The sequence below is a fragment of the Massilia sp. Masssp94 genome (assembly GCF_059491305.1).
This window is the reverse complement of the sequence record NZ_CP168501.1, coordinates 5,740,009-5,766,170: the sequence shown is the minus strand read 5'-3', so window position 1 is coordinate 5,766,170 and position 26,162 is coordinate 5,740,009. Positions and strand designations below refer to the sequence as shown.

12 protein-coding genes and 1 pseudogene are annotated in these 26,162 nt (G+C 61.4%); 10 read left to right on the top strand and 3 right to left on the bottom strand.

Annotated elements, in window-relative coordinates; translation table 11 throughout:
* Positions 1–45 precede the first annotated feature (45 nt).
* Positions 46–1,041, bottom strand: a pseudogene (locus ACEN9G_RS25470) (IS481 family transposase).
* 154 nt (positions 1,042–1,195) lie between these two features.
* On the opposite strand from ACEN9G_RS25470, the gene ACEN9G_RS25465 reads away from it, so the two are divergent.
* Positions 1,196–1,999, top strand: a complete 804-nt coding sequence (locus ACEN9G_RS25465; protein WP_413339566.1) for a hypothetical protein — start codon at positions 1,196–1,198, stop codon at positions 1,997–1,999.
* Positions 2,000–2,485: 486 nt separating this feature from the next.
* Positions 2,486–2,971: a hypothetical protein gene (locus ACEN9G_RS25460; protein WP_413339568.1), complete on the top strand. Its 486-nt coding sequence runs from the start codon at positions 2,486–2,488 to the stop codon at positions 2,969–2,971.
* Between the two features lie 273 nt (positions 2,972–3,244).
* Here the strand turns inward: ACEN9G_RS25460 and ACEN9G_RS25455 are convergent, their stop codons facing one another.
* Both ACEN9G_RS25455 and ACEN9G_RS25450 read right to left on the bottom strand, forming a co-directional pair.
* Complete coding sequence (locus tag ACEN9G_RS25455) at positions 3,245–4,258, bottom strand: diguanylate cyclase domain-containing protein (RefSeq protein WP_413339570.1); 1,014 nt, start codon at positions 4,256–4,258, stop codon at positions 3,245–3,247.
* Positions 4,259–4,327: 69 nt separating this feature from the next.
* On the bottom strand, positions 4,328–5,986 hold the full coding sequence (locus tag ACEN9G_RS25450; protein WP_413339572.1) for a glycoside hydrolase family 43 protein: 1,659 nt from the start codon (positions 5,984–5,986) through the stop codon (positions 4,328–4,330).
* A 268-nt stretch (positions 5,987–6,254) separates the two neighbouring features.
* Between ACEN9G_RS25450 and ACEN9G_RS25445 the strand changes: the two genes are divergently transcribed.
* The 8 genes from ACEN9G_RS25445 (at position 6,255) to ACEN9G_RS25410 (ending at position 26,155) form a co-directional block, all read left to right on the top strand.
* Positions 6,255–10,265: an OmpL47-type beta-barrel domain-containing protein gene (locus ACEN9G_RS25445; protein ID WP_413339573.1), complete on the top strand. Its 4,011-nt coding sequence runs from the start codon at positions 6,255–6,257 to the stop codon at positions 10,263–10,265.
* Positions 10,266–10,276: 11 nt separating this feature from the next.
* Positions 10,277–10,879, top strand: a complete 603-nt coding sequence (locus tag ACEN9G_RS25440; protein ID WP_483127151.1) for an NF038129 family PEP-CTERM protein — start codon at positions 10,277–10,279, stop codon at positions 10,877–10,879.
* Between the two features lie 406 nt (positions 10,880–11,285).
* Positions 11,286–15,998 carry an OmpL47-type beta-barrel domain-containing protein gene (locus ACEN9G_RS25435; RefSeq protein ID WP_483127150.1) on the top strand — a complete coding sequence of 1,571 codons (4,713 nt, stop codon included), beginning with the start codon at positions 11,286–11,288 and terminating at the stop codon, positions 15,996–15,998.
* An 11-nt stretch (positions 15,999–16,009) separates the two neighbouring features.
* Entirely contained in the window at positions 16,010–16,612 is a 603-nt protein-coding gene (locus ACEN9G_RS25430; RefSeq protein WP_483127149.1) for an NF038129 family PEP-CTERM protein, read from the top strand.
* 470 nt (positions 16,613–17,082) lie between these two features.
* A complete protein-coding gene (locus ACEN9G_RS25425) occupies positions 17,083–21,810 on the top strand; it encodes a discoidin domain-containing protein (protein WP_483127148.1) in 4,728 nt (1,575 codons plus the stop codon).
* 11 nt (positions 21,811–21,821) lie between these two features.
* Positions 21,822–22,424 (top strand): NF038129 family PEP-CTERM protein, encoded by a 603-nt coding sequence (locus tag ACEN9G_RS25420; RefSeq protein WP_483127147.1) that lies wholly within the window; start codon positions 21,822–21,824, stop codon positions 22,422–22,424.
* Positions 22,425–22,598: 174 nt separating this feature from the next.
* Positions 22,599–25,277 carry a type VI secretion system Vgr family protein gene (locus tag ACEN9G_RS25415; RefSeq protein ID WP_413342002.1) on the top strand — a complete coding sequence of 893 codons (2,679 nt, stop codon included), beginning with the start codon at positions 22,599–22,601 and terminating at the stop codon, positions 25,275–25,277.
* A complete protein-coding gene (locus tag ACEN9G_RS25410; RefSeq protein WP_413342004.1) occupies positions 25,274–26,155 on the top strand; it encodes a DUF4123 domain-containing protein in 882 nt (293 codons plus the stop codon). Before ACEN9G_RS25415 ends, ACEN9G_RS25410 begins: the two co-directional genes overlap by 4 nt.
* The last annotated feature ends 7 nt before the right edge of the window (positions 26,156–26,162 follow it).

The window sequence follows — 26,162 nt, the reverse complement described above, 5'->3', positions numbered from 1 at the left end:
GCCTATCCGACAGTCGTAGGCTCGGTCTGCCGGACAGCGTCTCCACTATGACGCGTGACCTTCAGGTGCGCATCCGGGCGTGTCGAGTCCCGTTTGATCGTAAACGCGTTTAACGAATAGTTCTGGCCGTTTCTGCTGCCATTCCTTGAGCGCGAGGATAGGCGTTTTTGCGTCGAGTGCACGTTGCGGAATATGGTGGTTGTACAGCTTCAAATAGTTCATCAATGTAGCCTGCAAATCGGCTCTGCTGTCGAAGCGGGTCTGCTGCAGCAACTCGTTGATACGGCCGTTGAAGCGCTCGGCCATGCCGTTCGTTTGCGGGTGCCGTGGCGGCGCCAGGCGATGCTCGGCAGGCAGGGCTGCGCAGGCCAAGTCGAAGGCGTGCTGGCCGCTGGGCTTCTTGTCCCTGGTGGCGAAACGGTCGGTGGATTGCGAGCCGTTGTCGATCAGGATCTTGCTGATCCTGATGGGCGAGGCCAGCTTCAGGCGGCGCAGGAAATCGACACTGCTGTTCTCGGTCATGTCGCCGTAGATGTGCATGAAGACCCAGCGCGTGGCGCGGTCGATGGCGACGAACAGGTAGCGGCGCGAGGTCTCGACCGGCATCTGGGGCAGGTACTTGATATCGATATGAATGAAGCCCGGCTCGTAGCCCTTGAAGGTCTTCTTCGCTTGAATCGCTTCGCCTTCGGCTTTCGGGATCACGTCTTCAAGACGCGACATCCCTTCGCGCTTGAGCAGGCGCGCGATGCCCGAGCGGGAAACGTCTGGATTGATGTGCTGTCGCGTGATGAACAGCAGGTCGTCAAGGGGAAGATAGAGTGACTGGCGCAGCGCCAGGACGATGGCTTCCTGTGCCGCGCTCAAAGTCGTATGCAACGTATGGGCACGATGGGAACGGTCTTGTACGTCATCACGCTGGAGCCATTTGCGGGCGGTAGCGCGGCTGATATTGAAGACCTTTGCGGCCTACCGGTCCGACAGGCCCGAATCCTTGATCTCCTGCCGGATTTTCGGGGTGGTACGGGCTTGTGGATGGATGCGTGAACTCGTGCTGCGGACTGCTCCTGTTGCGGTTGAATGCCAGGACTGCTGAACCCAGCAATCAAGTCGCCCAGCATAGCCTTTGCACGGAACAAAGACCAGCTACGACGAGGTAAATGATCGCACGAAACTAAACAGCTAAAGGACACTCATGCGCATAAGCATCATCGCACTGGCAATCGGCATGCTCGGCTGCATTTCCCAATCAGCATGGAGCCAAGAAGCTTCGGAAACACACTATCGTTGCACCAGCAAGCCGTGTGGAAACACCGCTACCGGAGAAGACCCGCAAGATGTGTTGTTACGCGAGGCACGTGCGGAACAGAGCAAAATAAAGTCTGATGGACCTGATCAGGCTCGCTGGCAAATTCCTATCTATTCCACATCGACGAAGAAGTCAGATTTGGAAATATTGATAACGAAGAGTGCGAAATTCTCTATGCGACTAGCACCGGCGCAAGGGCTTCTGTATTTCAACACACCCTCTTCCAATCAAACGTTTAAAATTGACGAGCCAAATGTCCCGGACAATCTTTGCCCAAAGTATAACCTTCAGATTGTCGATGCTTCGGATAAGCACGCGGTAATACAGAAAAGCTGCCCGCGAATTCAGTATAGAACTGGCAAATTCTTTAGTGGCGTCACATACTACTTGTATGACGTTCAGACTGCCACCATGCGTGATATCTGGCGCGCGAGCGCTGTCGGCAGCAAGGATCCGTTACCACTAGCGGATCCAGCCCCTTCAATGAAAATTATTGACAATGGCTATCTTTTCGATTGGAAAGGGTCGCACCCGGGCGGCTCTTCGACAACGCCAGCCACCATTCGGAATAAATATGTTCGAAAAGTCGAGAACAACAAGCAGATCCTCGCTTGTATCGACATGAAAGTACAAGGAGGTGCCGTTGAGAACGAGATGTGTGAGGGGAGCACGGTGCCCAAAGTTAATTAGGTCACGTTCTCGCTTGTTGCTCACGGTTGGGCCGAAGGCCATCTTGCCGCAAACTGGTTAACCTGCGCTCATCCAATGTTGAACGATTGTCTGCGTGCACTTGTGGACCAAAAACAGATGCGTGCTACCGAGTGGTATGACATCGCAGGCGTCAGCGGTACGGTGCACTCGATCTCTGCGAGACCTTCAGCGACTTGGCACTCGAATACCTCTCAATAGTTGGGCGTGACAAGATCTGGGGGGCGCCGAATGACGCCGCTCGAAACAAGGAACGTGTAGAACCTACCGACGAGTACTTCGATAATTGGTGCCACGCATACAAAAAGATGCAGTTCGCCGATTACATCTCATCGAGGAACGAGCGTGCCTTTGTAGAGCGCGCCTGCAAGTGGTACTTCGTCGAACAAATTGCCGGAGAAATCGTAGATGATAGACCGTTGCTTGAAACAGTTCAAAAGCCCTAACGTGTGCGTTGAGAAGCCCGCCATGGCCGGCTACGCGTTTGCCATGCTTGCCACCACAGCGGTTCTTTGTATTTCCGGTTGCTCGGCCCAAGATAAAAAACTCAAAGCCTCCGATGATGTCATGGCATTGCAACAGCTCGTCGATCTGTCGTCCGATCTGAAGTCCGCTCGATGGGAAATGTTCGGAACGCCAGAATATGAAGGCGGCGTACCGGGCCCCACGGATTATATGACCCTAGTTGCAGAAATTGAACCGGGTACAAATGCCGACAATTTCACGAGCGGCACGAACGACAAAAGTGTATATATTGTTCCAGAAGCCGCGCGACCATGGATTTCAAGCCATTTCCGAAACATTATGGAGAAGAACAAGAACGCGAATCTCGACCTCGCAACAGCTGCCGGATGCCACGCATATCAAGCAAATGTAAAAAAATCCGGACGCAAGGTCAGCGGTTTTTCGTGCGAACAATCCGGAAAAGTTCTCGTGTATCTTTCATTATTTTGATGACTCAAGCGCCGGCGGTCTCCCCGACTATGGCGAGCACTACACATGCCCCATCACCCCAGACTGGTTCCAACATTCGTCCTGATGATGATAATTGGGACGGTGTCTGCAGCCCCGCCGCAGGTACTTTCGATAACAGCCACATGCCGTGATAATGAAAAGTGCATCTTCGGCAACGCCTGGATGGAGATCGATTTGACGCCGACGAACAATGCAAGCACGTCGTTCCGGATTATCGGACGCGACAGGGCCGAACTCGACGACAAATGACACTCAGGCGCCCGCGCCCACACCCGCACGGCGCCCATGCTTGACCCGGTACATGGCCTGATCGGCCAGTTCGATCAGCCGCTCCATGTCGTCCCCATCCTCCGGCCACAGCGCAAACCCGACGCTCGCCCCCAGCGGCAGCGCGCGCCCTTCGAACTCGAACGGCGCGCCGATCGCCGTCGTCAATGCCTGGCATTTGTTCGCGACGCTGCAGCGGTCGCGCACGCCGACGAGAATCACGCCGAACTCGTCGCCGCCGACGCGCGCCGCCATGTCGTCCGCGCGCAGTTCGGCGCCGATGCGGCTGGCCACTTCGCACAGCGCCGCGTCGCCGGCGCGGTGGCCGAGGTTGTCGTTGATCGCTTTCAGCCCATCCATGTCGATGTTCAGGACGGCGATGTGTCCATGGCACCGTGCCGCCCGCGCCAGCTGCTGGCGCAGGCTGTCGTAGAACTGGGCCCGGTTGGCGAGGCTCGTCAGGGCATCGTGCGTCGCGCGGTAGTACAGGTCGTTCGACGCATTCTGCACCGCGTGGTAGATCGCCGCGCCGACGAGCGTCGACAGCAGGCCGAGCACCTGCGCATGCCAGGTGCCGAAGGCGTTCACCGACGACGACACGATTTTCAGCACGCCCACCGAATGCTCGTCATGGCGTAGCGGCACGACGAGCATCGAGCGCAGGCCGACCTTGCGGCACGCTGCACGGTCCACGCGCGGGTCGAGCTCGGCGTCGTCGCAACGCAGGATTTCATTCCTGTCCACGCACAGGCCGGACAGACTGCCTTCGCGCCGCAGGCGCAACCCCAACTGCGCCCGGGCGAGCCCGGCTGCCGCGCGGTACACCATCTCATTGCCCTCGGCCAATTCCAACGCAGCACCCTCGGCCCGACACAGCGTCGCGGCGCGCTGGCTGACCAACTGCATGACGCCGCCCAGATCCAGGCCCTGGCAGGCGATCTCGGTCTGGATGTCGATGATGTCCAGCAGTACGGCCGCGTCCAGCGTGATGGTGCTCATGTCTAGTCAAAGAGAAATATCACAAATAATCACACAACCAGTGTGGACCATTTGCCTCTTGTTGACAAGTTAATACTGACGGTTGTCGATGCGATAATCCACCTTGTCCACGTCCACGTAGCCATGTTCTCCGGCCGGATTGAACGTGAACACGCCCACACGGCTGCCGCGATACGCGCCCCACGTCAACGAAAAGTCGGGCAGCACGGTCTCGTACCTTGCTCCATCCGCGCTGACGGCCAGGGTGGTCTTGCCATCCAGCCCCCACGTCGAGCGCAGCCAGATCGCATCGTGCTTCCACGGCTGCAATCGGGTGTAACTGCCGTCCCGGGACACTTCCAGGTAACGCTTGCCCTCCACCATCACGATGCCCGCGGACGCCGTGGATTCGGCGGGATTGGCGGCGCGCGGCTGCGCCGCGAAGTGGACGAGGCCGGCATGCTGGCCCTCGGCCATCCCCGCCAGTTCTATCCGCGCTGCGAACGACTGGCTGCCCGTCCGCACGACGCGCTGGGTCAGCACATTGCCCACCTTGAGCAGGTTGGCGCCGTCCAGGCCGGGAAAGGCGTGCAGGCGCAGATGGCCGGGACGGGCCGACAGCGACCACTTGTCCATGCGCGGCTGGTAATTCCATTCCCAGACGGGCGCGAGCGCGCCGGCATCGAAGTCGTCGCCGCCTTGCGGGAACCGGCGGACGGACGGCGTGCCCGGCATCCGTCCTTCCCACACCATGGTGCCGATGCCGGCGCGGTCGGGCTGCCCGATCACCGGCCAGCCGTCGATCCAGTGGACCGGCAGCAGGCTCGCGGCCCGTCCCGCCCAGTCGCCGCTGCCGTGGTGGGTGAAGAAATACCAGTTGCCGTCCGGGCCCTGGACGATCCCGCCCTGGTTCGGCTCCATGGCGGCGCGGTCCGCCTGCATCAGCTGGCGCTTCTCGGACCACGGTCCGCGGATCGACGGCGCCCGCCGCATCATCATCACGCGCGCGTCGCCCTGCACTTCGCTGAAGAAGTGGTAATAGGTGCCGTTGAACTTGTACAGTTTGCTGGCCTCGCTGCCCTTCGACTGGTAGATCACCTGGTCGGTCCCCGGCACGAGGCTGCGGTTGTCCGCGCTCAGTTCCCACAGATGGATCTTGTAGCCGTCGCTGAAGTGCGTGCCGACCAGGTAGCCCTTGCCGTCATCGTCCCAGAACGGCGCGCAGTCGTCCCATCCTGTTGCACGCAACACGTGCTGCAGCGGCGTCCACGGCCCTTCCGGCCGTTCCGCGCTGGTCATGAAATAGCCTTCTTCCGGGGTGCCGAAATAAATCCAGAACCGGCCCGCATGGTGGCGGATGGCGCCGGCCCAGATGCCACGGCCGTAGCGGTTCATCCGCGTCCAGTCCAGTTCCGGCGAGATCTGCGTGAGGTCGGGCACCGCGTGGCCCACCGTGCGCCAGTTGACCAGGTCGCGCGAATGCAGCACCGCCATCCCCGGAGAAAACTGGAACGTCGATGTAATCGCGTAGAAGTCGTCGCCGACGCGGATCGCATCCAGGTCGCTGTAATCGGCCGGCAGGACGGGATTGCGATAGCGGCCGTTGCCGAGATCGCCCCACTTGGCCCAATCACCCCAGGCCACGGCCTCCCCGGCCTGGCAGGGGCCGGTCGTGACGGCGGCGGCCAGCAGGCCGGACAGTGCGACGGCGCACCAGCGGGAGAATTTATGTTCGGGAAAGGTTGGCATGTCCGTTGCAAATGGTCCTGATCGTTAAAAATTTGTGTCCGCTGGCGGGGATTAGGTCTACAATTGTATGGTATCGATAACGTACATTTCTGTCTAGCCAGTGCGGCAATTTTACAGGCTGGAGCTGTCGATACCGTCCGGACGCGGACGTTTTTCATACATTAAAAACCTCTGGAGGCAGATTTAGGCCTTTCCCGACTCTGGCTCCGGCAAAAGATGTTATCGGTAACCTAAACACGAGAAGAGGTGGAAAAATGGGGGAACAAACATGAGGGCAATTAAATTCGACCGTGCGGCGAGGCGCATCGCCTGCATGGCGGTGTCAATCGGTATCGCCGCGACGCTGGTGCCCTACCCGGGCCAGGTCGCCATGGCCGCAGACCCGATCGACACGATGGTGACCAGCTACCAGCCCGTCATCAGCGAATCCATCGATGCGAACGGCTTCAAGCATCCCGGGGTCGGGCTCACGAAGGAGACCCTGGAAACCATGCGGGCCCAGGTCCTGGCGAAGAAGGAGCCCTGGAATACCCACTTCAACATGATGCTCAAGTCGGGCAAAGCGTCGCGGACAGTGGGCATCTCGAACGTCAACGGCGCCGACCCGACGCAGCCGCGTATCCTGGGGATCGATTCCCAGGGCGCCAACGGCCTGTTCATCAACGACGCACTGACCGCCTACACGCAGGCGATCCTGTACTACGTGACCGGCGACGACGTCTATCGCGCCAACGCCATGCGGATCATCCGCCTGTACGGGAAAATGGATCCGTCGAAGTACGTGTACTTCGTCGACTCGCACATCCATACCGGGATCCCGCTGAGCCGCATGACGGCGGCGGCGGAAATCCTGCGCTACACGAGCACCCAGACGCCGGCGCTCGCATGGACGGACGACGATACGGTCAACTTCTCGAGGAACCTGGTCACGCCGGTGATCCAGACCTTCGACAACTGCAACTGCCGGTTCATGAACCAGCACCTGTACACGACCATCGCCAAGATGTCCGGTTCGATCTTCATGGGCGACCGCGACGGCTATGACACGGCCGTCGAGTGGTTCACCGTCAACAAGGATGCCCCCGATCCGGCCTGGACCGGATCGATCAAGCAGTTGTTCCGGACGGTCACGAAAAACGACGCCACCGGCGAAGAGATTCCGCCGCAGATCCAGCACGTCGAAATGGGCCGCGACCAGGCGCACGGCGCCGGCGACCTCACGAACTCGGAGATCCTCGCGCGCCTGATGATGGCACAGGGTACCAAGGTCGATCCGGTGGCGGGCACGCCGTCGACGGCATCCAACGCCGTCGGCCCGTACGAATTCATGGACGACCGCCTGCTGGCCGTCCACGAACTGTTCGGCAAATACATGATCGGCTATGACATCCCATGGGTGCCTGTCGCCATGAGCGTCAATCCGGATGGCAGCATCCGCGCGATGTACAACAACGTGAATCCGTCGTACCGCGGCCGGCTCACCCAGAACAACTGGGAAGCCTTCTATTATTACAAATACGTGCGCGGCCTCGACCTGGAACAGATCGCGCCGGGCTATACCACGATCTACGCCAAGCGCAAGGCCTACAACTGGGATGGCGTCGACGGCGGCGGCGACTTCTGGCTGACGCTTCCCAAGGCCGCCGAAGCGGAAGGCAGCAAATACCTGGGCATCCCGATCGTCGATCCCTATCGCGAAGTGGAAGACCGGTTCACGGCATACGACAGCAATGCGGTCGCGCAGGCCGAAGGAACGACCGGCTTCGTGAGAAGCACGGCCACACCGGAAGGCACGCGCATCGCCGTGTACAGCTATAACGGGGCCGCCATCCCCAACATGGGCTTCCGCATCCGCACCAATGGCCAGGCCATGATGGAGGTCGACGGCATGTCGGTCGCGTTGCCGAATACGCGGGGCCAGTGGCGTTACGTCGTGGTGCCGATGAACCTGGGCGATTTCCTGCCGCTCAAGATCACCGGTGCCGGTACGACGGTCGACATCGACCACATCAACGTCAAGTCCAGCACCTTGCTGAGCCCGCCAGTCTTCAAGTCCGGCACCGGCGACACGACGGCGTACACGTATGCCGGCGCCACCATCCCCGTGACGCTCGACCTGTCGGCGACCGACCCGGCGGCCGGCGACGTGGTGACCTACAACATGGACGACCTGCCGCAGGGCGCCACGTTCGATACCAGTACGGGCGCGTTCTCGTGGCTACCCACGCAGGCCGGCACCTACACGTTCCTCGCCGAAGCATCGGACGGCACCTCGGTGACCACCAGGCGTGTCATCGTCGAAGTTGCCGCGGACCGGCAGGCCGCCGTGGCGACCGTCGCCGCGCCGTTCAAGCCGGACACCCTGTACGTTACCGCGACGAAGACGGCCTACGAGAGCGCCTATGCCGACATGCAGAACACGATAGGCTCGGGCACCGACGACACCTACTTCCAGAAGCTTGGAGCGTTGCGCAACGCGGTCGCCGGCCTGCGTGAACTGACCCCGCTGCTGAAGGACGGCAGCATGGACTACACGAACCTGTTCTTCAAGACCAACCTGGTGACGAATTTCGGCGACTGGGCGGCGAACGGGGTCGACAACAATACCGACAGCTTCATCGCGTTCACGATCGCCCGCGATACCAATCACACGTTCACGCTGGACTTCGGTCCCAGCTTCAAGGTCGCCGCGAACAAGTTCCAGCTCCAGCCGCGCACCAGCTTCCCGGAACGCGTCGGCGGCGTGACCATCTTCGGTTCCAACGACAACGAGAACTGGACCCGGATCTCGCCCGACGAGACGCTCGGGATCGAGGGCTGGCAGACGCTGCACGTGGCGGACGAGTTCCGCACGAAGCGCTATCGCTTCTTCAAGCTCTCGATGATCCATGATCTCTGGTCGTATAACATCCTCGAACTCGGCGAATTCCGGATCTTCGGCACCCGCTATGAAACCGTGAACAAGCTGACCAGCGTGTCGCTGGGTTCCGACCAGGCGCTGAAGAACCGGGTCGTGCCGGGGAACACGATCAGGCTGACGTTCCAGTCGTCCGAGCCGATCAACAACGCGAGTGCGACGATCCAGGGCGAACCGGCCACCGTCACCACCACGGACAATCTGAACTGGACGGCGACGACAGTCGTCAAGGCCACCATGGCACCGGGACCGGTGAAGCTGCTCCTCAACTACAGGACGGCCGACGGTACCGCCGCCGAACCCGTCCTGTTCCCGACCGATTCGTCGACCCTGTTCATCGCGGACCAGAAGGATTACATCGACAACGTGCTCGACATCGCGACCGTCACCGATTCCAACGGCCGCAATGCAACCGATGTGATCAAGAACGCAAAATTACTGTTCGACAGCAACCTGACGACGAACACCGACTTGCGCCTCAACGGCAGCGGCAACAATGGCTGGGTCAAGTTCGACTTCCGGCCCGGCGTCACCACGGTGCTGTCCCGCGTCGACGTCATCGGTCCCCAGAACCAGTACTCGGGCCGGATCAACGGCACCGTCGTCCAGGGTTCCAATGACAATGCGACGTGGACCAACATCTCGACCTTCGCCGGGAACACGCCGGAGTGGCAGTCGCTGAAGATCACCGGCACCACGCCATACCGTTACATCCGCATGACCAACGCCAACGCCTGGTTCGGCAACATGACGGAACTGCGCCTGTACGGTACGGTGAACGCCGCGGACACGACCGCGCCTGGCACCACGGCCACCGCGCCGCAAGGCACGGTGACCACGGACGCGACGATCACCTTTACGGCCGCGGACAACCAGGGCGGTTCCGGTGTCTCGGCGACCTATTACACGGTCGACGGCGGCGCGCAGCAGACGGGCAACTCCGTCACGTTGACCACGAGCGGCACGCACACGGTGAGCTACTGGAGCAAGGACTGGGCGGGCAACACCGAACAGGCGCACGCGGTGACGGTGTCGATCGACAAATCGGCGGACGTGACCTCCTTCGCATCGATCGCGCGCTCGGGCCTGACGGTGAACCGCTTCACCAACAAGTACACGGGCACGGTGACGATCACGAACACCGGTGGCCAGACGCTGACGGGTCCGCTGCATTTCCGCCTGCAGGCACTGACGGCCGGCGTCACGCTGGACACGCAAACCGGCGTGAAGGATGGCGTGCCGTACATGGCGCTGCCGGTCGCCGGCCTGGCCCCGGGCCAGAGCGTCACCTTGACGACCACTTTCTCCAACCCGAACAAAGCCGGCATCGCGTATACGCCGGCCCTCGTCAGCATCCAGTAAAGGACATCGCCATGTTTCGCTTCAAGCACTTCTTATCCTGGCTCACACTCGCGGCCGCGCTGACCGGCACCTGCGGCCAGGCAGCGGCCACCCCGCTCTATCACGTCGACATCGACACGGCGTCGCTGGGTTCGGGGCCCGCTTTCCTGGAGCTGTACTTCCTGGGACTGGACGGCGCGCCGGCCGCGACCGCCATCGTGAGCAACCTGGCGGGCGCGCTGGACGGCGCGGCGGACCTGACGGGCACGGTCACGGGCACCGCGCCCGGTTCCTTCGTGTTCGGCAATGCCGGCGGCGGCGGTGACCTGGTCCAGGCCATCCAGCTGGGCGGCAAGTTCGGCTTCGACGTCAGCTTCACCATGCTGCCGGGCGACATCGGCACGGCGTTCGGCTGGGCCCTGTTCGATGCGACGCACTACCTGGGCGCCGACGGCGACCTGGGCAACCTGTTCCTGCAGCCGTTCGCTCCGGTCGGCGAACAGGTCCTCGTGGCGGCGCACTCGACCCCGGTCAGCAGCGTGACGAAGGTTCCGGAACCGTCGACGGCGGCGCTGATGCTGGTTGCCATGCTGGCGCTGGTCGCCTGGCGCCGGCAAGGAGCGCGCCGGCTCTGATCCGTCCTGACTTCGTCACCGAACCCCAAAAGCCTCCGTCCGGCTTTTGGGGTTTTTTCATTGTCCAGCGCGGCGAAAAATATGAACGCACCTGTTGAAATTAGGTCTACAATTTTATGGTATCGATAACGTACAATCCCATCCAGTGCGGGGCGGCAGCGCGATCACCATCCAGCACGGGACGGGACTGGCACAACCGTCGATACAGCTGTGACCAAGAAGTACTTCATTTATTAAAAACCCCTGGAGCCCGGTTCGGGTATGCAGTCGGCGCTGCCACGCCCTGCTTTTCCGGTCCGCCTCCGGTCAAAGATGTTATCGGTAACCTAAATACGAAGAGGTTAAAAATGGGGGGACAGACATGAGAACAAATAGATTCGACAATGCGCTGAGGCGCATCGTCGCCATGGCATTTTCAGTCGGCATCGCGACGACGCTGGTACCTTTACCGGGCCAGGTCGCGATGGCGGATCCGATCGATACGCTGGTGACCAGCTACCAGCCGGTGATCACGAAAACGATCGACGCGAACGGCTTCAAGCATCCCGGGGTCGGGCTGACCAAGGAGATGCTGGAGAACGCACGGGCCCAGATCCTGGCGAAGAAGGAGCCGTGGTACACGCATTTCAACATGATGCTCGGTTCGGCCTCCGCCTCGCGTACGCCGCGGATCAGGAACATGAACGGCAATGATCCCACCAAGCCGGCGTTTTACGGCCTGACGTCGCAAGGGCTGGAAGGCAACTTCATCGCGGATGCGGGTACCGTGTATACCCAGGCCGTCCTGTATCTCGTGACCGGCGACGACACCTATCGCAGCAACGCCATGCACATCATCCGCCTGTATTCGCAGATGGATCCCGCCCAATACGCGTATTACACGGATTCGCACATTCATACCGGCATTCCACTGCAGCGGATGACGACCGCGGCCGAAATCCTGCGCGCCACCAGCACGCAGACGCCTGCGCTCGCATGGACGGACGACGACACGGTCAACTTTTCGAGGAACCTGATCACGCCGGTGATCGAGACCTTCGACAACTGTAACTGCCGCTTCATGAACCAGCACCTGTACACGACGATCGCCAAGATGTCGGGTTCCATCTTCATGGGCGACCGGGACGGGTACAACCAGGCCGTCGAGTGGTTCATGGTCAACAAGGATGCCCCCGACCCTGCATGGACCGGATCGATCAAGCAATTGTTCCGGACGGTGACGAAAAACGACGCCACCGGCGAAGCGATTCCGCCGCAGATCCAGCACGTCGAAATGGGCCGCGACCAGGCGCACGGCGCGGGCGACCTCACGAACTCGGAAATCCTCGCGCGCCTGATGCTGGCGCAGGGTACCAAGGTCGATCCCGTGGCGGGCACGCCGTCGACGGCATCCAACGCCGTCGGCCCGTACGAGTTCATGGATGACCGCCTGCTGGCTGTCCATGAGCTGTGGGGCACGTACATGGTCGGCTACGACATCCCGTGGGTGCCTGTCGCCATGAGCGTCAACCCGGACGGCAGCATCCGCGCGATGTACGACGGCGTGTCGGCGGCGTATCGCGGCCGGCTCTCCCAGAACACCTGGGAAGCCTTCTACTACTACAAATACGTGCGCGGTCTCGATGTGGAACACCTCGTCCCGAACTACACGACGATCTTCGCCAAGCGCAAGGCCTACAACTGGGATGGCACCGACGGCGGCGGCGACTTCTGGCTGACGATTCCCAAGGCCGCCGAAGCGGAAGGCAGCAAATACCTGGGCATCCCCATCGTCGATCCCTATCGCGAAGTGGAAGACCGGTTCACGGCGTACGACGGCAATTCAGTGGCGCAGACCGAAGGCTCGACCGGTTTCGTGCGCACCACGGCCACACCGGAAGGCACGCGCTACGCCGTGTACACGTACGGCTGGCCCACCACGTCGATCGGGTTGCGCGTGCGTACCAACGGCCAGGCGACGATGGACCTCAACGGCACGTCGATCACGTTGCCGAACACGCGGGGCCAGTGGCGCTACGTGGTGGTGCCGTTCAACATGCCCGACTTCCTGACGCTCACCGTCACCGGCAACGGTACCACGGTCGACGTCGACCACATCAATATCCAGTCCAGCACCCTGCTGAGCCCGCCGGCCTTCAAGTCCGGCAACGGCGACACGACCGCGTACACGTATGCCGGCGCCACCATCCCGGTGACGCTCGACCTGTCCGCCACCGACCCGGCCGCGGGCGACGTCGTGACCTACAACATCGACAACCTGCCGCAGGGCGCATCGTTCGACACCAGCACGGGCGCATTCTCGTGGAAGCCGACGCAGGCCGGCACGTACACGCTCATCGTCGAGGCCTCGGACGGGACCACGGTGACCACGAAGCGCGTGATCGTCGTCGTGGGTGCCGACCGGCAGGCGGTGGTGACGGCCGTGACGGCGGCGGTCAAGCCGGACACGCTGTACGTCACGTCGACGAAGGCGGCCTACGATGGCGTCTACGCGGACATGCAAGCCACGATCGGCTCGGGCACCGACGACACCTACTTCCAGAAGCTGGCGGCATTGCGCACCGCGGTCTCGGGCCTGCAGGAACTGACCCCGCTGCTACCGGACGGCAGCATCAATTACCCCAATCTGTTCTTCAAGACGAACCTGGTGACGAACTTCGGCGGCTTTGCCGCCAACGGGATCGACAACACCGACGGCACCAACATCCCGTTCGGCACGGCCACGGACAGCAATCGCACGCAGACGATAGACTTCGGCCCCAGCTTCAAGGTGGCGGCGACCGCGTTCCAGTTCCAGCCGCCCGGCAGCTTCCCGGAACGGATCGGCGGCACGACCGTCTTCGCATCCAACGACCTCGTGAACTGGACGCGGATCACGCCCGACGAGACGCGCATGGTCGAGGAGATGCAGACGCTGAATGTGGCGGACGAGTTCCGCACCCAGCGCTACCGCTTCTTCAAGATCTCCATGATCGATCTGCTGTGGTCATACAACATCCTCGAGATGACCGAATTCCGGATCTTCGGCACCCGCTATGAAACGGTCAACAAGCTGGCCGGTGTGTCGCTGGGTTCCGACCAGGCGCTGAGGAACCGGGTCGTGCCCGGCAACACGATCAAGGTGTCGTTCCAGTCGACCGAGCCGATCAACAACGTGAGCGCCATGATCCAGGGCGAGCCGGCCACCGTCACCACCACGGACAACCTGAACTGGACGGCGACGACGGTCGTCAAGGCCACGACGGCACCGGGCCCGGTGAAGTTCCTGCTCAACTACAACACCGCCGACGGCACCGCCGCCGAACCCGTGCTGTTCACGACCGATTCGTCGACCCTGTTCATCGCCGACCAGAAGGATTACATCGGCAACCTGCTCGACATCGCGACCGTGACGGATTCCAACGGCCGCAACGCGACCGATGTGGTCACGAACGTCAACCGTCTGTTCGACGATAACCTGACGACGGGTACCGACTACCGCCTCAACGGCAGCGGCAACAATGGCTGGGTCGAGTTCGATTTCCGGGGCGGTGGCACCGTGGCACTGTCGCGGGTCGATGTCATCGGCCTGCAGGACCGGTACTCGGGCCGCATCGCCGGCACCCTGGTACAAGGTTCCAATGACAATACGACGTGGACGACGATCTCGACCGCCGCGGCGAACACGATGGATTGGCAGTCGCTGAAGATCACCGACACGACGCCATACCGCTATGTTCGCATGACCAACGCCGGCGCCTGGTTCGGCAACATGACCGAATTGCGCCTGTACGGTGCGACGGCGTCGACCAACAAGATCGCCACGGCGTCGATCAGCTCGGCGCAGGCGCTGCGTAACCGTATCGTGCCCGGCAATACCGTGAAACTGAGCTTCACGGCCAAGGAAGCGATCAGCAACGTGGCGGTGACAATCGACGGCCTGCCCGCCGCGCTCGACACGACGGACAACCTCACCTACACCGCCACCGCGACCCTGCCCCAGGGCACGCAGCCGGGACAGGTGAAGTTCGCCATCAACTACGTCACGCAGGACGGCAAGCCGGGTTACCAGGTCACCGAGACGACGGACAGCACTGCGCTGAACCTGGTCGACGAGAGCGACCTCATCCCGAACGTTCCGACCATCGCAACGCTGATCGATTCGACCACGAACCGCAACGCCGCCACGACGCTGACGATCGTGAAGACCCTGTTCGACGCGAACCTGGGCACCGGTTCGGACTTCCGTAACGGCTCGGGCGGCTCCGGCACGGGTGCCTGGGTGGTCTTCGACTTCAAGGAAGGCAACCAGGTCAGCCTGACCGGCACCGAAGTCATCGGCAGCCAGGACAAGTACTACACGCGCGTCAACGGCCTCGTGTTCCAGGGCTCGAACGACAACACCGCGTGGACCACGCTGACCCCGGCGGCGCAGTCGACGGCGGAATGGCAGACGCTGCCGGTCACGAGCCTGGTGCCTTACCGCTACATCCGTGTGTACAACCCGAACGCGTGGTTCGGCTCGATCAGGGAAGTTCGCCTGCACGGCTCGCTGCATGGCGCGGACGTGATCGCACCGGTGACCACGGCCACCGCGCCGCAAGGCACGGCGACCACGGACGCGACGGTCACCTTCGCGGCCACGGACAACCAGGGCGGCTCGGGTGTCGCAGCGACGTATTACACGGTCGACGGCGGCGCGCAGCAGACGGGCAACTCCGTCACGCTGACCACGAGCGGCACGCACACGGTGAGCTACTGGAGCAAGGACTGGGCGGGCAACACCGAACAGGCGCACGCGGTGACGGTGTCGATCGACAAATCGGCGGACGTGACCTCCTTCGCATCGATCGCGCGCTCGGGCCTGACGGTGAACCGCTTCACCAACAAGTACACGGGCACGGTGACGGTCACGAACACCGGCGGCCAGACGCTGACGGGTCCGCTGCATTTCCGCCTGCAGGCACTGACGGCCGGCGTCACGCTGGACACGCAAACCGGCGTGAAGGACGGCGTGCCGTACATGGCGCTGCCGGCCGCCAGCCTGGCTCCGGGCCAGAGCGTCACCTTGACGACCACTTTCTCCAACCCGAACAAAGTCGGCATCGCCTACACGCCGGCCCTCTTCAGCATCCAGTAAAGGACCTGACCATGTTTCGATTCAAGCACTTCTTATCCTGGCTGGCACTCGCGGCCGCGCTGACCGGCACCTGCGGCCAGGCGGCGGCCACCCCGCTCTATCACGTCGACATCGACACGGCGTCGCTGGGTTCGGGGCCGGCTTTCCTGGAGCTGTACTTCCTGGGACTGGACGGCGCGCCGGCCGCGACCGCCATCGTGAGCAACCTGGCGGGCGCGCTGGACGGCGCGGCGGACCTGACGGGCACGGTCACGGGCACCGCGCCCGGTTCCTTCGTGTTCGGCAATGCCGGCGGCGGCGGTGACCTGGTCCAGGCCATCCAGCTGGGCGGCAAGTTCGGCTTCGACGTCAGCTTCACCATGCTGCCGGGCGACATCGGCACGGCGTTCGGCTGGGCCCTGTTCGATGCGACGCACTACCTGGGCGCCGACGGCGACCTGGGCAACCTGTTTCTGCAGCCGTTTGCACCGGTCGGCGAAGAGATCCTCGTGGCGGCGCCCTCGACCCCGGTCAGCAGCGTGACCAAGGTTCCGGAACCGTCGACGGCGGCGCTGATGCTGGTTGCCATGCTGGCGATGATGGCGTGGCGGGGGCGTGAAGCGCGCAGGTTCTGAGCGGTCCTGACGTCCTGCAGTCTTAATCGGACCCCAAAGGCCGTTGTCCGGCTTTTGGGGTTTTTTCATTCATCCAGCCGGCATGAGCATCGCCAGCGCGGCAAAAAATATGTTCGCGCCTGCTGAAATTAGGCCTACAATTGTACGGTATCGATAACGTACAATCCCGCCCTGTGCAAGTGGCGACTTGATCGTGACCCGAACGAGTCGGGAACCGCATTGTTTCAGGCACACGTACGGTGAGACTGCGCCGAACGTTCTTCGATACGGCACTCGTTTATAAGAACTTCATATATAAAAAACCAATGCGGCCCGGTTCGGCTACGCAAGCGGGTGCTGCCGCGCCCTGCATTTCCGGTCCGTCTCCGGTCAACAATGTTATCGGTAACCTAAACACGAAGAGATTAAAAAATGGAGGGACAGACATGAGAACAATCAAATTGAACCATGCGTTAAGACGCGCCGTCTGCATGGCATTTTCAGTCGGTATCGCGACGACGCTGGTGCCCTTCCCGGGCCAGCTCGCGATGGCCGCGGATCCGATCGACACGATGGTGACCAGCTACCAGCCGGTCCTCACCGAAACGATCGATGCAAGCGGATTCAAGCATCCCGGCGTCGGCTTCACGAAGGCGCAGCTGGAAAACATGCGGGCCCAGGTTCTGGCGAAGAAAGAGCCCTGGTATACACATTTCAACATGATGCTCCAGTCGGCCAGCGCCAAGCGCACGCCCAACATCGCGAACGTCAATGCCTCGGACCAGACCAAGCCGCGCATTCTCGGAATTGAATCGCAGGGTGCCGAGGGCATTTTCAAGTCGGACGCCTTGACCGCCTACACCCAGGCGATCCTTTACTACGTGACCGGCGATCCGGTCTACCGGGCCAACGTCATGCGCATCATGCGCCTGTACGAGCAAATGGATCCGGCCAAGTACGCGTATTACACCGATGCGCACATCCATACCGGAATCCCGATGCAGCGGATGGTCGGCGCGGCCGAAATTATGCGTTATTCCAGCACCCAGGACCCGACGCTCGCGTGGACGGATGACGACACACAGAAGATCGCGGCCAACCTCTTCGTGCCGACAATCCTGACCGACGACAATTGCAACTGCCGTTTCATGAACCAGCATCTGTACACGACCATCGCGAAGATGTCCGGTGCGATCTTCATGGGCGATCGCGATTCGTACAATCAGACGGTCGAGTGGTTCACCGTCAACAAGGATGCGCCCGATCCTGCATGGACCGGCTCCATCGAGAGGCTGTTCCGCCTGGTGACGAAGAATGACGCCACAGGCGAAGCGATACCGCCCCAGATCCAGCACGTGGAAATGGGCCGCGATCAGGCCCACGGCGCCGGCGACCTCACCAACTCGGAAATCCTGGCGCGCATGATCATGTCGCAAGGTACCAAGGTCGATCCGGTGACAGGTACGCCTTCGACCGAGTCGAACGCCGTCGGCCCCTATGAATTCCTCGATGATCGTCTGCTGGCTGTTCATGACCTGTTCAGCAAATGGAATATCGGTTACGACATCCCGTGGGTTCCAGTCGCCATGAGTGTCAACCCCGATGGCAGCGTCCGGGCGATGTATCCGACCGTGTCGTCATCGGGCCGGGGCCGGCTGACGCAGAACACCTGGGAAGCGCTTTATTACTACAAGTATGTCCGCGGCCTGAACCTCGAACAGATCGCCCCTAGTTACACGACGGCCTACGCCAAGCGCAGGGCCTACAACTGGGATGGCGCCGATGGTGGCGGCGACTTCTGGATTGGCATCCCCAAGGCAGCCGAGGCGGAGGGCAGCAAATACCTGGGCATTTCCGTCATCGATCCGTATCGCGAAGTGGAAGACCGCTACTCCCCGCTCACCGGTTCTTCGGTGACGCAGACCGAAGGCTCGACCAGCTTCGTGCGCAGCACGGCCACGCCGGAAGGCACGCGCTATGCCGTGTACAGTTATTACGGCGGCACCGTCACGTCGATCGGCTTCCGCTTCCGGACCAATGGCCCGGCCACCATGACCCTGGACACCTATGCCAACCCGATCGCGTTGCCGAACACCCGGGGCGAGTGGCGCTACCTGGTGGTACCCATCAACCTTGGCGATTTCCTCCAGGTTACCTTGACCGGCAACGGCACCACGGTCGACATCGATCACATCAATGCCCAGTCGAGCACTATGCTGAGCCCGCCGGTGTTCAAGTCCGGCAATGCCGACACGACCTTGTACACGTATGCCGGCGCAACCGTCCCGACGACGATCGACCTTTCGGCCACCGATCCGGCTGCGGGCGACGTCGTGACCTACAACATCGACAACCTGCCGCCAGGCGCGTCGTTCGACACCAGCACGGGCGCATTCTCCTGGTTGCCGACGCAGGCCGGTACGTACGCGTTAGTGGTCGAGGCTTCGGACGGGACGACGGTGACCACCAAGCGGCTGACGGTCGTCGTGGGTGCGGACCGGCAGGCGACCGTCGGGGTCGTGGCCGCGCAATTCAAACCGGACACGCTGTACGTGACGTCGACCAGGGATGCCTACCAGGCTGCCTATGCGGACATGCAGGCCGCGGTCGGGTCCGGCAACGACACCACCTACTTCCAGAAACTGGCGACTTTGCGTAACGCGGTCGCCGGACTCCAGGAACTGACCCCGCTGCTGAAGGACGGCAGCATGAACTACACCAATCTGTTCTTCAATTCGAACCTGGTGACGAACTTCGGTGACTGGGCCGCTACCGGGGTCGACGACGATCCCATCACCTTCATCCCGTACTTCATCGCCAGGGAGAACAATCTCACGTTCACGCTGGACTTCGGTCCCAGCTTCAAGGTGGCGGCGAGCGCGTTCCAGTTCGAGCCGCGCACCAGCTTCCCGGAACGCGCCAGTGGCGTCGCGGCCTTTGGCTCCAACGACAACGAGCACTGGACGCGACTCACACCCGACGCAACGATTCAGAGCGAGGCGCGCCAGACCCTGGACGTGCAGGAGGACCTGCGCGGCCAGCGCTATCGCTTCTTCAAGCTTTCCACCGTCAACCTGAACACGTGGTACAACATCATCGAGCTCGGCGAGTTCAGGCTCTTCGGTACCCGCTATGAAACGGTTAACAAGCTGAACAGCGTTTCGTTGACGTCGGACCAGGCTGTAAAGAACCGCGTTGTGTCCGGCAACACGATCAAGCTTTCCTTCCAGTCCTCCGAACCGGTCAACAATGTGACCGCAACGATCCAGGGCGAGCCGGCAACCATCACGACCACGGACAACCTGAACTGGACCGCGACACTGGTCGTCAAGCCCACCACGGCGACCGGACCGGTGAAGTTTTTGGCCAACTACAAGACTGGCGCCGGTGTGGACGCGGAACCCGTGATGTTCTCGACCGATTCCACGAACCTGTTCATCGCGGACCAGAAAGATTACATCGGTAACGTGATCGATATCGCAACCCTGACGGACTCCAACGGCCGCAATGCGACCGATGTGATCTCGAACGCCAACCGCCTGTTCGACAGCAACCTGGCCTCGGCGACGGACCTGCGCCTGAACGGCAGCGGGAGCAATGGCTGGCTCGAGTTCGACTTCCGGGGCGGCGGAACCGTGGCGCTGTCCAGAGCCGATGTCATCGCTCTTCAGGACAGCAAGTTCACCGGCCGTACGACCGGCACCATCTTCCAGGGTTCGAACGACAATGCGACCTGGACGACGATCTCGACGGCCGCGGCGAACACGTCGGATTGGCAGAGCCTGAAGATCACCGATCCGACGCCGTACCGCTACATTCGCATGACCAACCCCAACAATGGGTATGGGAACGTGGCCGAGCTGCGCCTGTATGGCACCGTGGAGTCCACCAACCGCATCGCATCCGCGTCGCTCACCTCGGTCCAGGCGCTGCGCAACAGGGTTGTGCCCGGAAGTACCGCGAAACTGAACTTCACGGCCAAGGAAGCGATCAGTAATGTGGCGGTCACCATCGCCGGCCTGCCCGCTACAGTCGCGACGACGGACAACATCAACTACACGGCCACCGCGACCCTGCCCCAGGGGACGCAGCCGGGTACGGTGAAGTTCGCCATCAATTACCTCACGCAAGCCGGCAAGACGGGCTACGAGGTCACGGAAACGACTGACAAGACCTCGCTGACCCTGGTCGACGAGAGCGACCTCATCCCGAACGTTCCGACCATCGCAACGCTGATCGATTCGACCACGAACCGCAACGCCGCCACGACGCTGACGATCGTGAAGACCCTGTTCGACGCGAACCTGGGCACCGGTTCGGACTTCCGTAACGGCTCGGGCGGCTCGGGCACGGGTGCCTGGGTGGTCTTCGACTTCAAGGAAGGCAACCAGGTCAGCCTGACCAGCACCGAAGTCATCGGCAGCCAGGACAAGTACTACACGCGCGTCAACGGCCTCGTGTTCCAGGGCTCGAACGACAACACCGCGTGGACCACGCTGACCCCGGCGGCGCAGTCGACGGCGGAATGGCAGACGCTGCCGGTCACGAGCCTGGTGCCTTACCGCTACATCCGTGTGTACAACCCGAACGCGTGGTTCGGCACCATCAGGGAAGTTCGCCTGCACGGCTCGCTGCATGGCGCGGACGTGACCGCACCGGTGACGACGGCCACCGCGCCGCAAGGCACGGCGACCACGGACGCGACGGTCACCTTCGCGGCCACGGACAACCAGGGCGGCTCGGGTGTCGCAGCGACGTATTACACGGTCGACGGCGGCGCGCAGCAGACGGGCAACTCCGTCACGCTGACCACGAGCGGCACGCACACGGTGAGCTACTGGAGCAAGGACTGGGCGGGCAACACCGAACAGGCGCACGCGGTGACGGTGTCGATCGACAAATCGGCGGACGTGACCTCCTTCGCATCGATCGCGCGCTCGGGCCTGACGGTGAACCGCTTCACCAACAAGTACACGGGGTCGGTGACGATCACGAATACGGGCGGCCGGACGCTGACGGGTCCGCTGCATTTCCGCCTGCAGGCACTGACGGCCGGCGTCACGCTGGACACGCAAACCGGCGTGAAGGACGGCGTGCCGTACATGGCGCTGCCGGTCGCCGGCCTGGCCCCGGGCCAGAGCGTCACCTTGACGACCACTTTCTCCAACCCGAACAAAGCCGGCATCGCGTACACGCCGGCCCTCTTCAGCATCCAGTAAAGGACCTGACCATGTTTCGCTTCAAGCACTTCGTATCCTGGCTGGCACTCGCGGCCGCGCTGACCGGCACCTGCGGCCAGGCAGCCGCTACCCCGCTCTATCACGTCGACATCGACACGGCGTCGCTGGGTTCGGGGCCGGCTTTCCTGGAGCTGTACTTCCTGGGACTGGACGGCGCGCCGGCCGCGACCGCCATCGTGAGCAACCTGGCGGGCGCGCTGGACGGCGCGGCGGACCTGACGGGCACGGTCACGGGCACCGCGCCCGGTTCCTTCGTGTTCGGCAATGCCGGCGGCGGCGGTGACCTGGTCCAAGCCATCCAGCTGGGCGGCAAGTTCGGCTTCGACGTCAGCTTCACCATGCTGCCGGGCGACATCGGCACGGCGTTCGGCTGGGCCCTGTTCGATGCGACGCACTACCTGGGCGCCGACGGCGACCTGGGCAACCTGTTCCTGCAGCCGTTCGCTCCGGTCGGCGAACAGGTCCTCGTGGCGGCGCCCTCGACCCCGGTCAGCAGCGTGACGAAGGTTCCGGAACCGTCGACGGCGGCGCTGATGCTGGTTGCCATGCTGGCGATGATGGCGTGGCGGGGGCGTGAAGCGCGCAGGTTCTGAGCGGTCCTGAAGACCTGAAGCAGCCCGGAAGCCGATGTGCGGCTTCCGGGTTTTTTCTTATTCACGGCTAAGCTATTCGCGACCTAATCACAGGCTTTGCCAATACTCAATTTCGTCTTTGCGTTAAGTGCCAGAATGCTCGCTGGTTCCAATAGGTAACTATGGGAGGATGCGATGCAAGACGCTAGCGAACTGGGCAACTTCATTCGCGAGAAAAAGTGGCTGAATTCGAGTCATCGTCCCATCCAGCTGAAGCTCTTCCATCGCCAGTCCTATACCGACGATATTCTGCTTCCACAGGTTGTCACTGGATCGGAGTCCGTCTGCGGCGGATTTAGATACCAAGTCAATTGCGTTGCCACGTCTGTCGCTCTTCCATTGAAAGAGTTCATCGGCTTGCCGGCCACACTTGAATTTGTTAATGACCGAAGAGAATTGCGCAAGGTCAGCGGCCTGATCTCGCAAGCCAGTGCAGGCGATTCGGATGGCGCGATCGCCAGCTACCAGCTCGTCGTCAGCGACGCCATGGCATTCATGGACCAGCGCGTCAACACCCGTGTCTTCCGGAGAATGAGTTGGCCGCAGATTGTAACGGTCGTGTTAAAGGAATGGACGCAACTCAACAGCGCTTTGACTGGTAATTTCGACTTTGAGTTTGCGCCTGGATTCCGGCTCGACAGATACGCAGAGCGCGAACAAACAATACAGTTCAACGAATCGGATGCTGCATTCGTACGCCGGTTGTCGGCACGTTCCGGCGTCGCCTGGTGCTTTCGTCCCGGTCGCAATCGGGCCTGGAGAGAACAAAGCCGGGCAACCGAACTCGCATCAGCACATACCCTGGTACTTTTCGATTGCCAGAGTGACCTGACGCGAAACGCGGCTGGCGTCATCCGCTATCACCGCGACGCCGCGACCGAGGAGCGGGACTCCGTGACGCGTTGGCGCGCGGTACGCAAGTTCCAGGCGGGCAGCTCGAGCATTTTCAGTTGGGACTATAAGCAGCCAGGAAACGTGCCAAGGATGTTCGCCGAGGCTCCCACCACGGCCGACCAAGGCGTCTCAGGAAACCAGCTGGCAAACAGGATGCAGGAGTTCATTGTCGAATCGCCGCATGTCGGCGCGGACGATCGGGATCTGCACCGCCTCGGCTTACTACGGATGCAGCGTAAAGAGCTGGACGCAAAACAATTTACCGGAGAAGGAAGCGTACGGGATTTCTGCGCCGGCGAATACTTCACGATCAAAGATCACCCGGAGATAGACCGTCATCCGGAGGCCGAGCGCGATTTCGTCATCACGTCGCTCGAAGTCAGGGCTCGAAATAACCTGCCAAAAAGCCTGGAGGACCGCTTACACCGGCTGTTTGTGTGCAATGGCTGGCACGACGCCTCCGGTTCCCTTATCGCTGGAAGCGAAGATGGGGCCGCCGCCCCTTTTCAGATGCGCTTCGAAGCCGTTAGACGTTCCGTCCCGATCGTTCCATCATTCGACCCGCGTACTGACCTGCGTGACCCTGGCTTACAGATTGCCATCGTGGTCGGAGAGGAAAACGACGTCGTGCATTGCGATGAATACGGCCGTGTGAAGATTCGGTTTCCAGCTGCATACCCGAGAGATGGTCAACACGACCTCGGTACCAACCCATCGGGTGCTGGTGCCGATTCTGCTTGGGTAAGGGTGGCAACAACCTGGGCTGGCGGTAGCGATTCTCAATGCGGCACCCTAACCCTGCCCAGAGTCGGAACCGAAGTTCTGGTGGCTTTTCTCGGCGGTGATCCCGACAAGCCCATCATTATCAGCCAGCTCTTCAATGGACAAGCTCTGCCGCCCCCGTTAAGCAAGCGGGCCAATCTGCCGGTGACGCGTTTCCTTTCGGGTATGCGTAGCCAGGAAATCCACGGCACGCGCGCGAACCAGCTCCGCTTTGACGACACGCCACACGAGATCAGCGCTCAACTCTCAAGTGACGATGGCACTTCGCAACTGAATCTTGGCTGGCTAACGCATCCAAGAGACGACCGCCGCCAGCCTCGCGGCGAGGGTGCCGAGCTCAGGAGTGATAACGCCGTGGCGATTCGCGGTGGCAAAGGCGTGCTCATTACCTCCGAGGGCAGCGATCGGGCCAGAGGCAACCAGTTGGATCGAACAAAGCTCATTGGCCTTGCTGACGGGCTACGCGACATTGCCGACCAACTCTCGAAGCTCGCGGAAACCCATGCAAAAGATCCCGCCAATGGGCCGCAGTTGGCACAGCTCGTTGACAAACTCAGACATTTGGACAGCGGGTCCAATATCGCGGATGCAGGCAGCGATTCAGGCGGTGCTCCTATCGTCGCGATCAGCGGGCCGGCGGGGATCATCATGGCGAGCAACGAGAATCTTGCACTCGGCGCGGAAAAAGATATCGACTTCATCACGGCGGCTGATATGCACGTCACCACGGGTGGAAAAACTTCCACACACGCGGCCCATGGAGTCAACGTTTATGCGAACGACGGCGGCATGAAGCATATTGCTGCGCGTGGAGATATGCAAACCGAAGCGCAGGACGGGAGCATCGAACTGCTTGCGAAAAAAGTGATGGAGCTGATCAGCACAACGGACTGGATCAACATCAAGGCCCGGAAAGGGGTCTGTCTCTATGGCGGCGGCAGTGAACTGCGGATCAGCGCCGACGGCATCATCGGCAAAACGACGGGCAACAGTTACACGTACGCCGCCGATCATCAGACATTTGCCAAGCAGGCGACACAAGTGCAGTTCGCTGACGAACTCCCACACCATGACATTTGCATTCCTTGCCTGCTCATGGCGGCACGCGCGCACAGTCCGCTGGTGGAGGCGAAATGAACAATGGAAATCAGAACGCGTACCTCTTGATCGACAACGGGTTGCTGGAGGAAGTGTCGGCAAGCTACACCGAAGTTGATTCAAAAAATCGCCCGCTATGGCTTGAGCCGATTTATCCCGATCATGCCTTGGCGGTCAGCCCACTCCTCGTTGACCTCGACGCCGCGTATGAAGCCGGAGACATCGACCGGGTCATGAGCTACGTGAACGCGCGCAAACCCGCGCTGCACGTGTCGATTATCGAAACCGAACCAGGCTTTGAACAGATCGCCCAACATCTGCGTCGGTTCATTTTTATCGTCTCTCCTGACGATAAACAGTTCACCCTCAGGTATGCAGACTGCACGGTTCTCGCCCCGCTGTCGGTCGTACTGACCAAAGCACAATGGGCAACCATTAAGGGCCCGATCTCGCGCTGGGGAGTTCATGACCGATCGGGAACGCTTATTCCACTATCGCCTGCCGAACCGGTCGAGTACGCACCGACGCCGTTTAGCCTGACTCACGATCAACTGGCCGCACTCGACGAGGCCAGCGAGCCGGACCACTGCATCGCCAAAGTAAAAATGATGGGTCATGGTTTGCCTTTGACCGGAAATACGGCGGAACAACACGCGTGGGCTCTCGCAGCGCGTCAAGCGTGGCGTGCCGCAGGAAATTCCAATTCATTGATTTTACTTTTTCTGACAGAGGCTGCACTGATAAGCCGATGTGAAATTCTAAACCGCCCTGAAATTCAGAATTTTCTTGCAATAAACGCACCCGCTGAGTTTCGCATTAAAATTTCGGCATTAATTAACGAGACCCGTGACTCAAGACATCAGCCCCTACAAAATGAAACTAGTAACGAGGAATCAAATGCGATTAACTACATCTAAGGCAAGC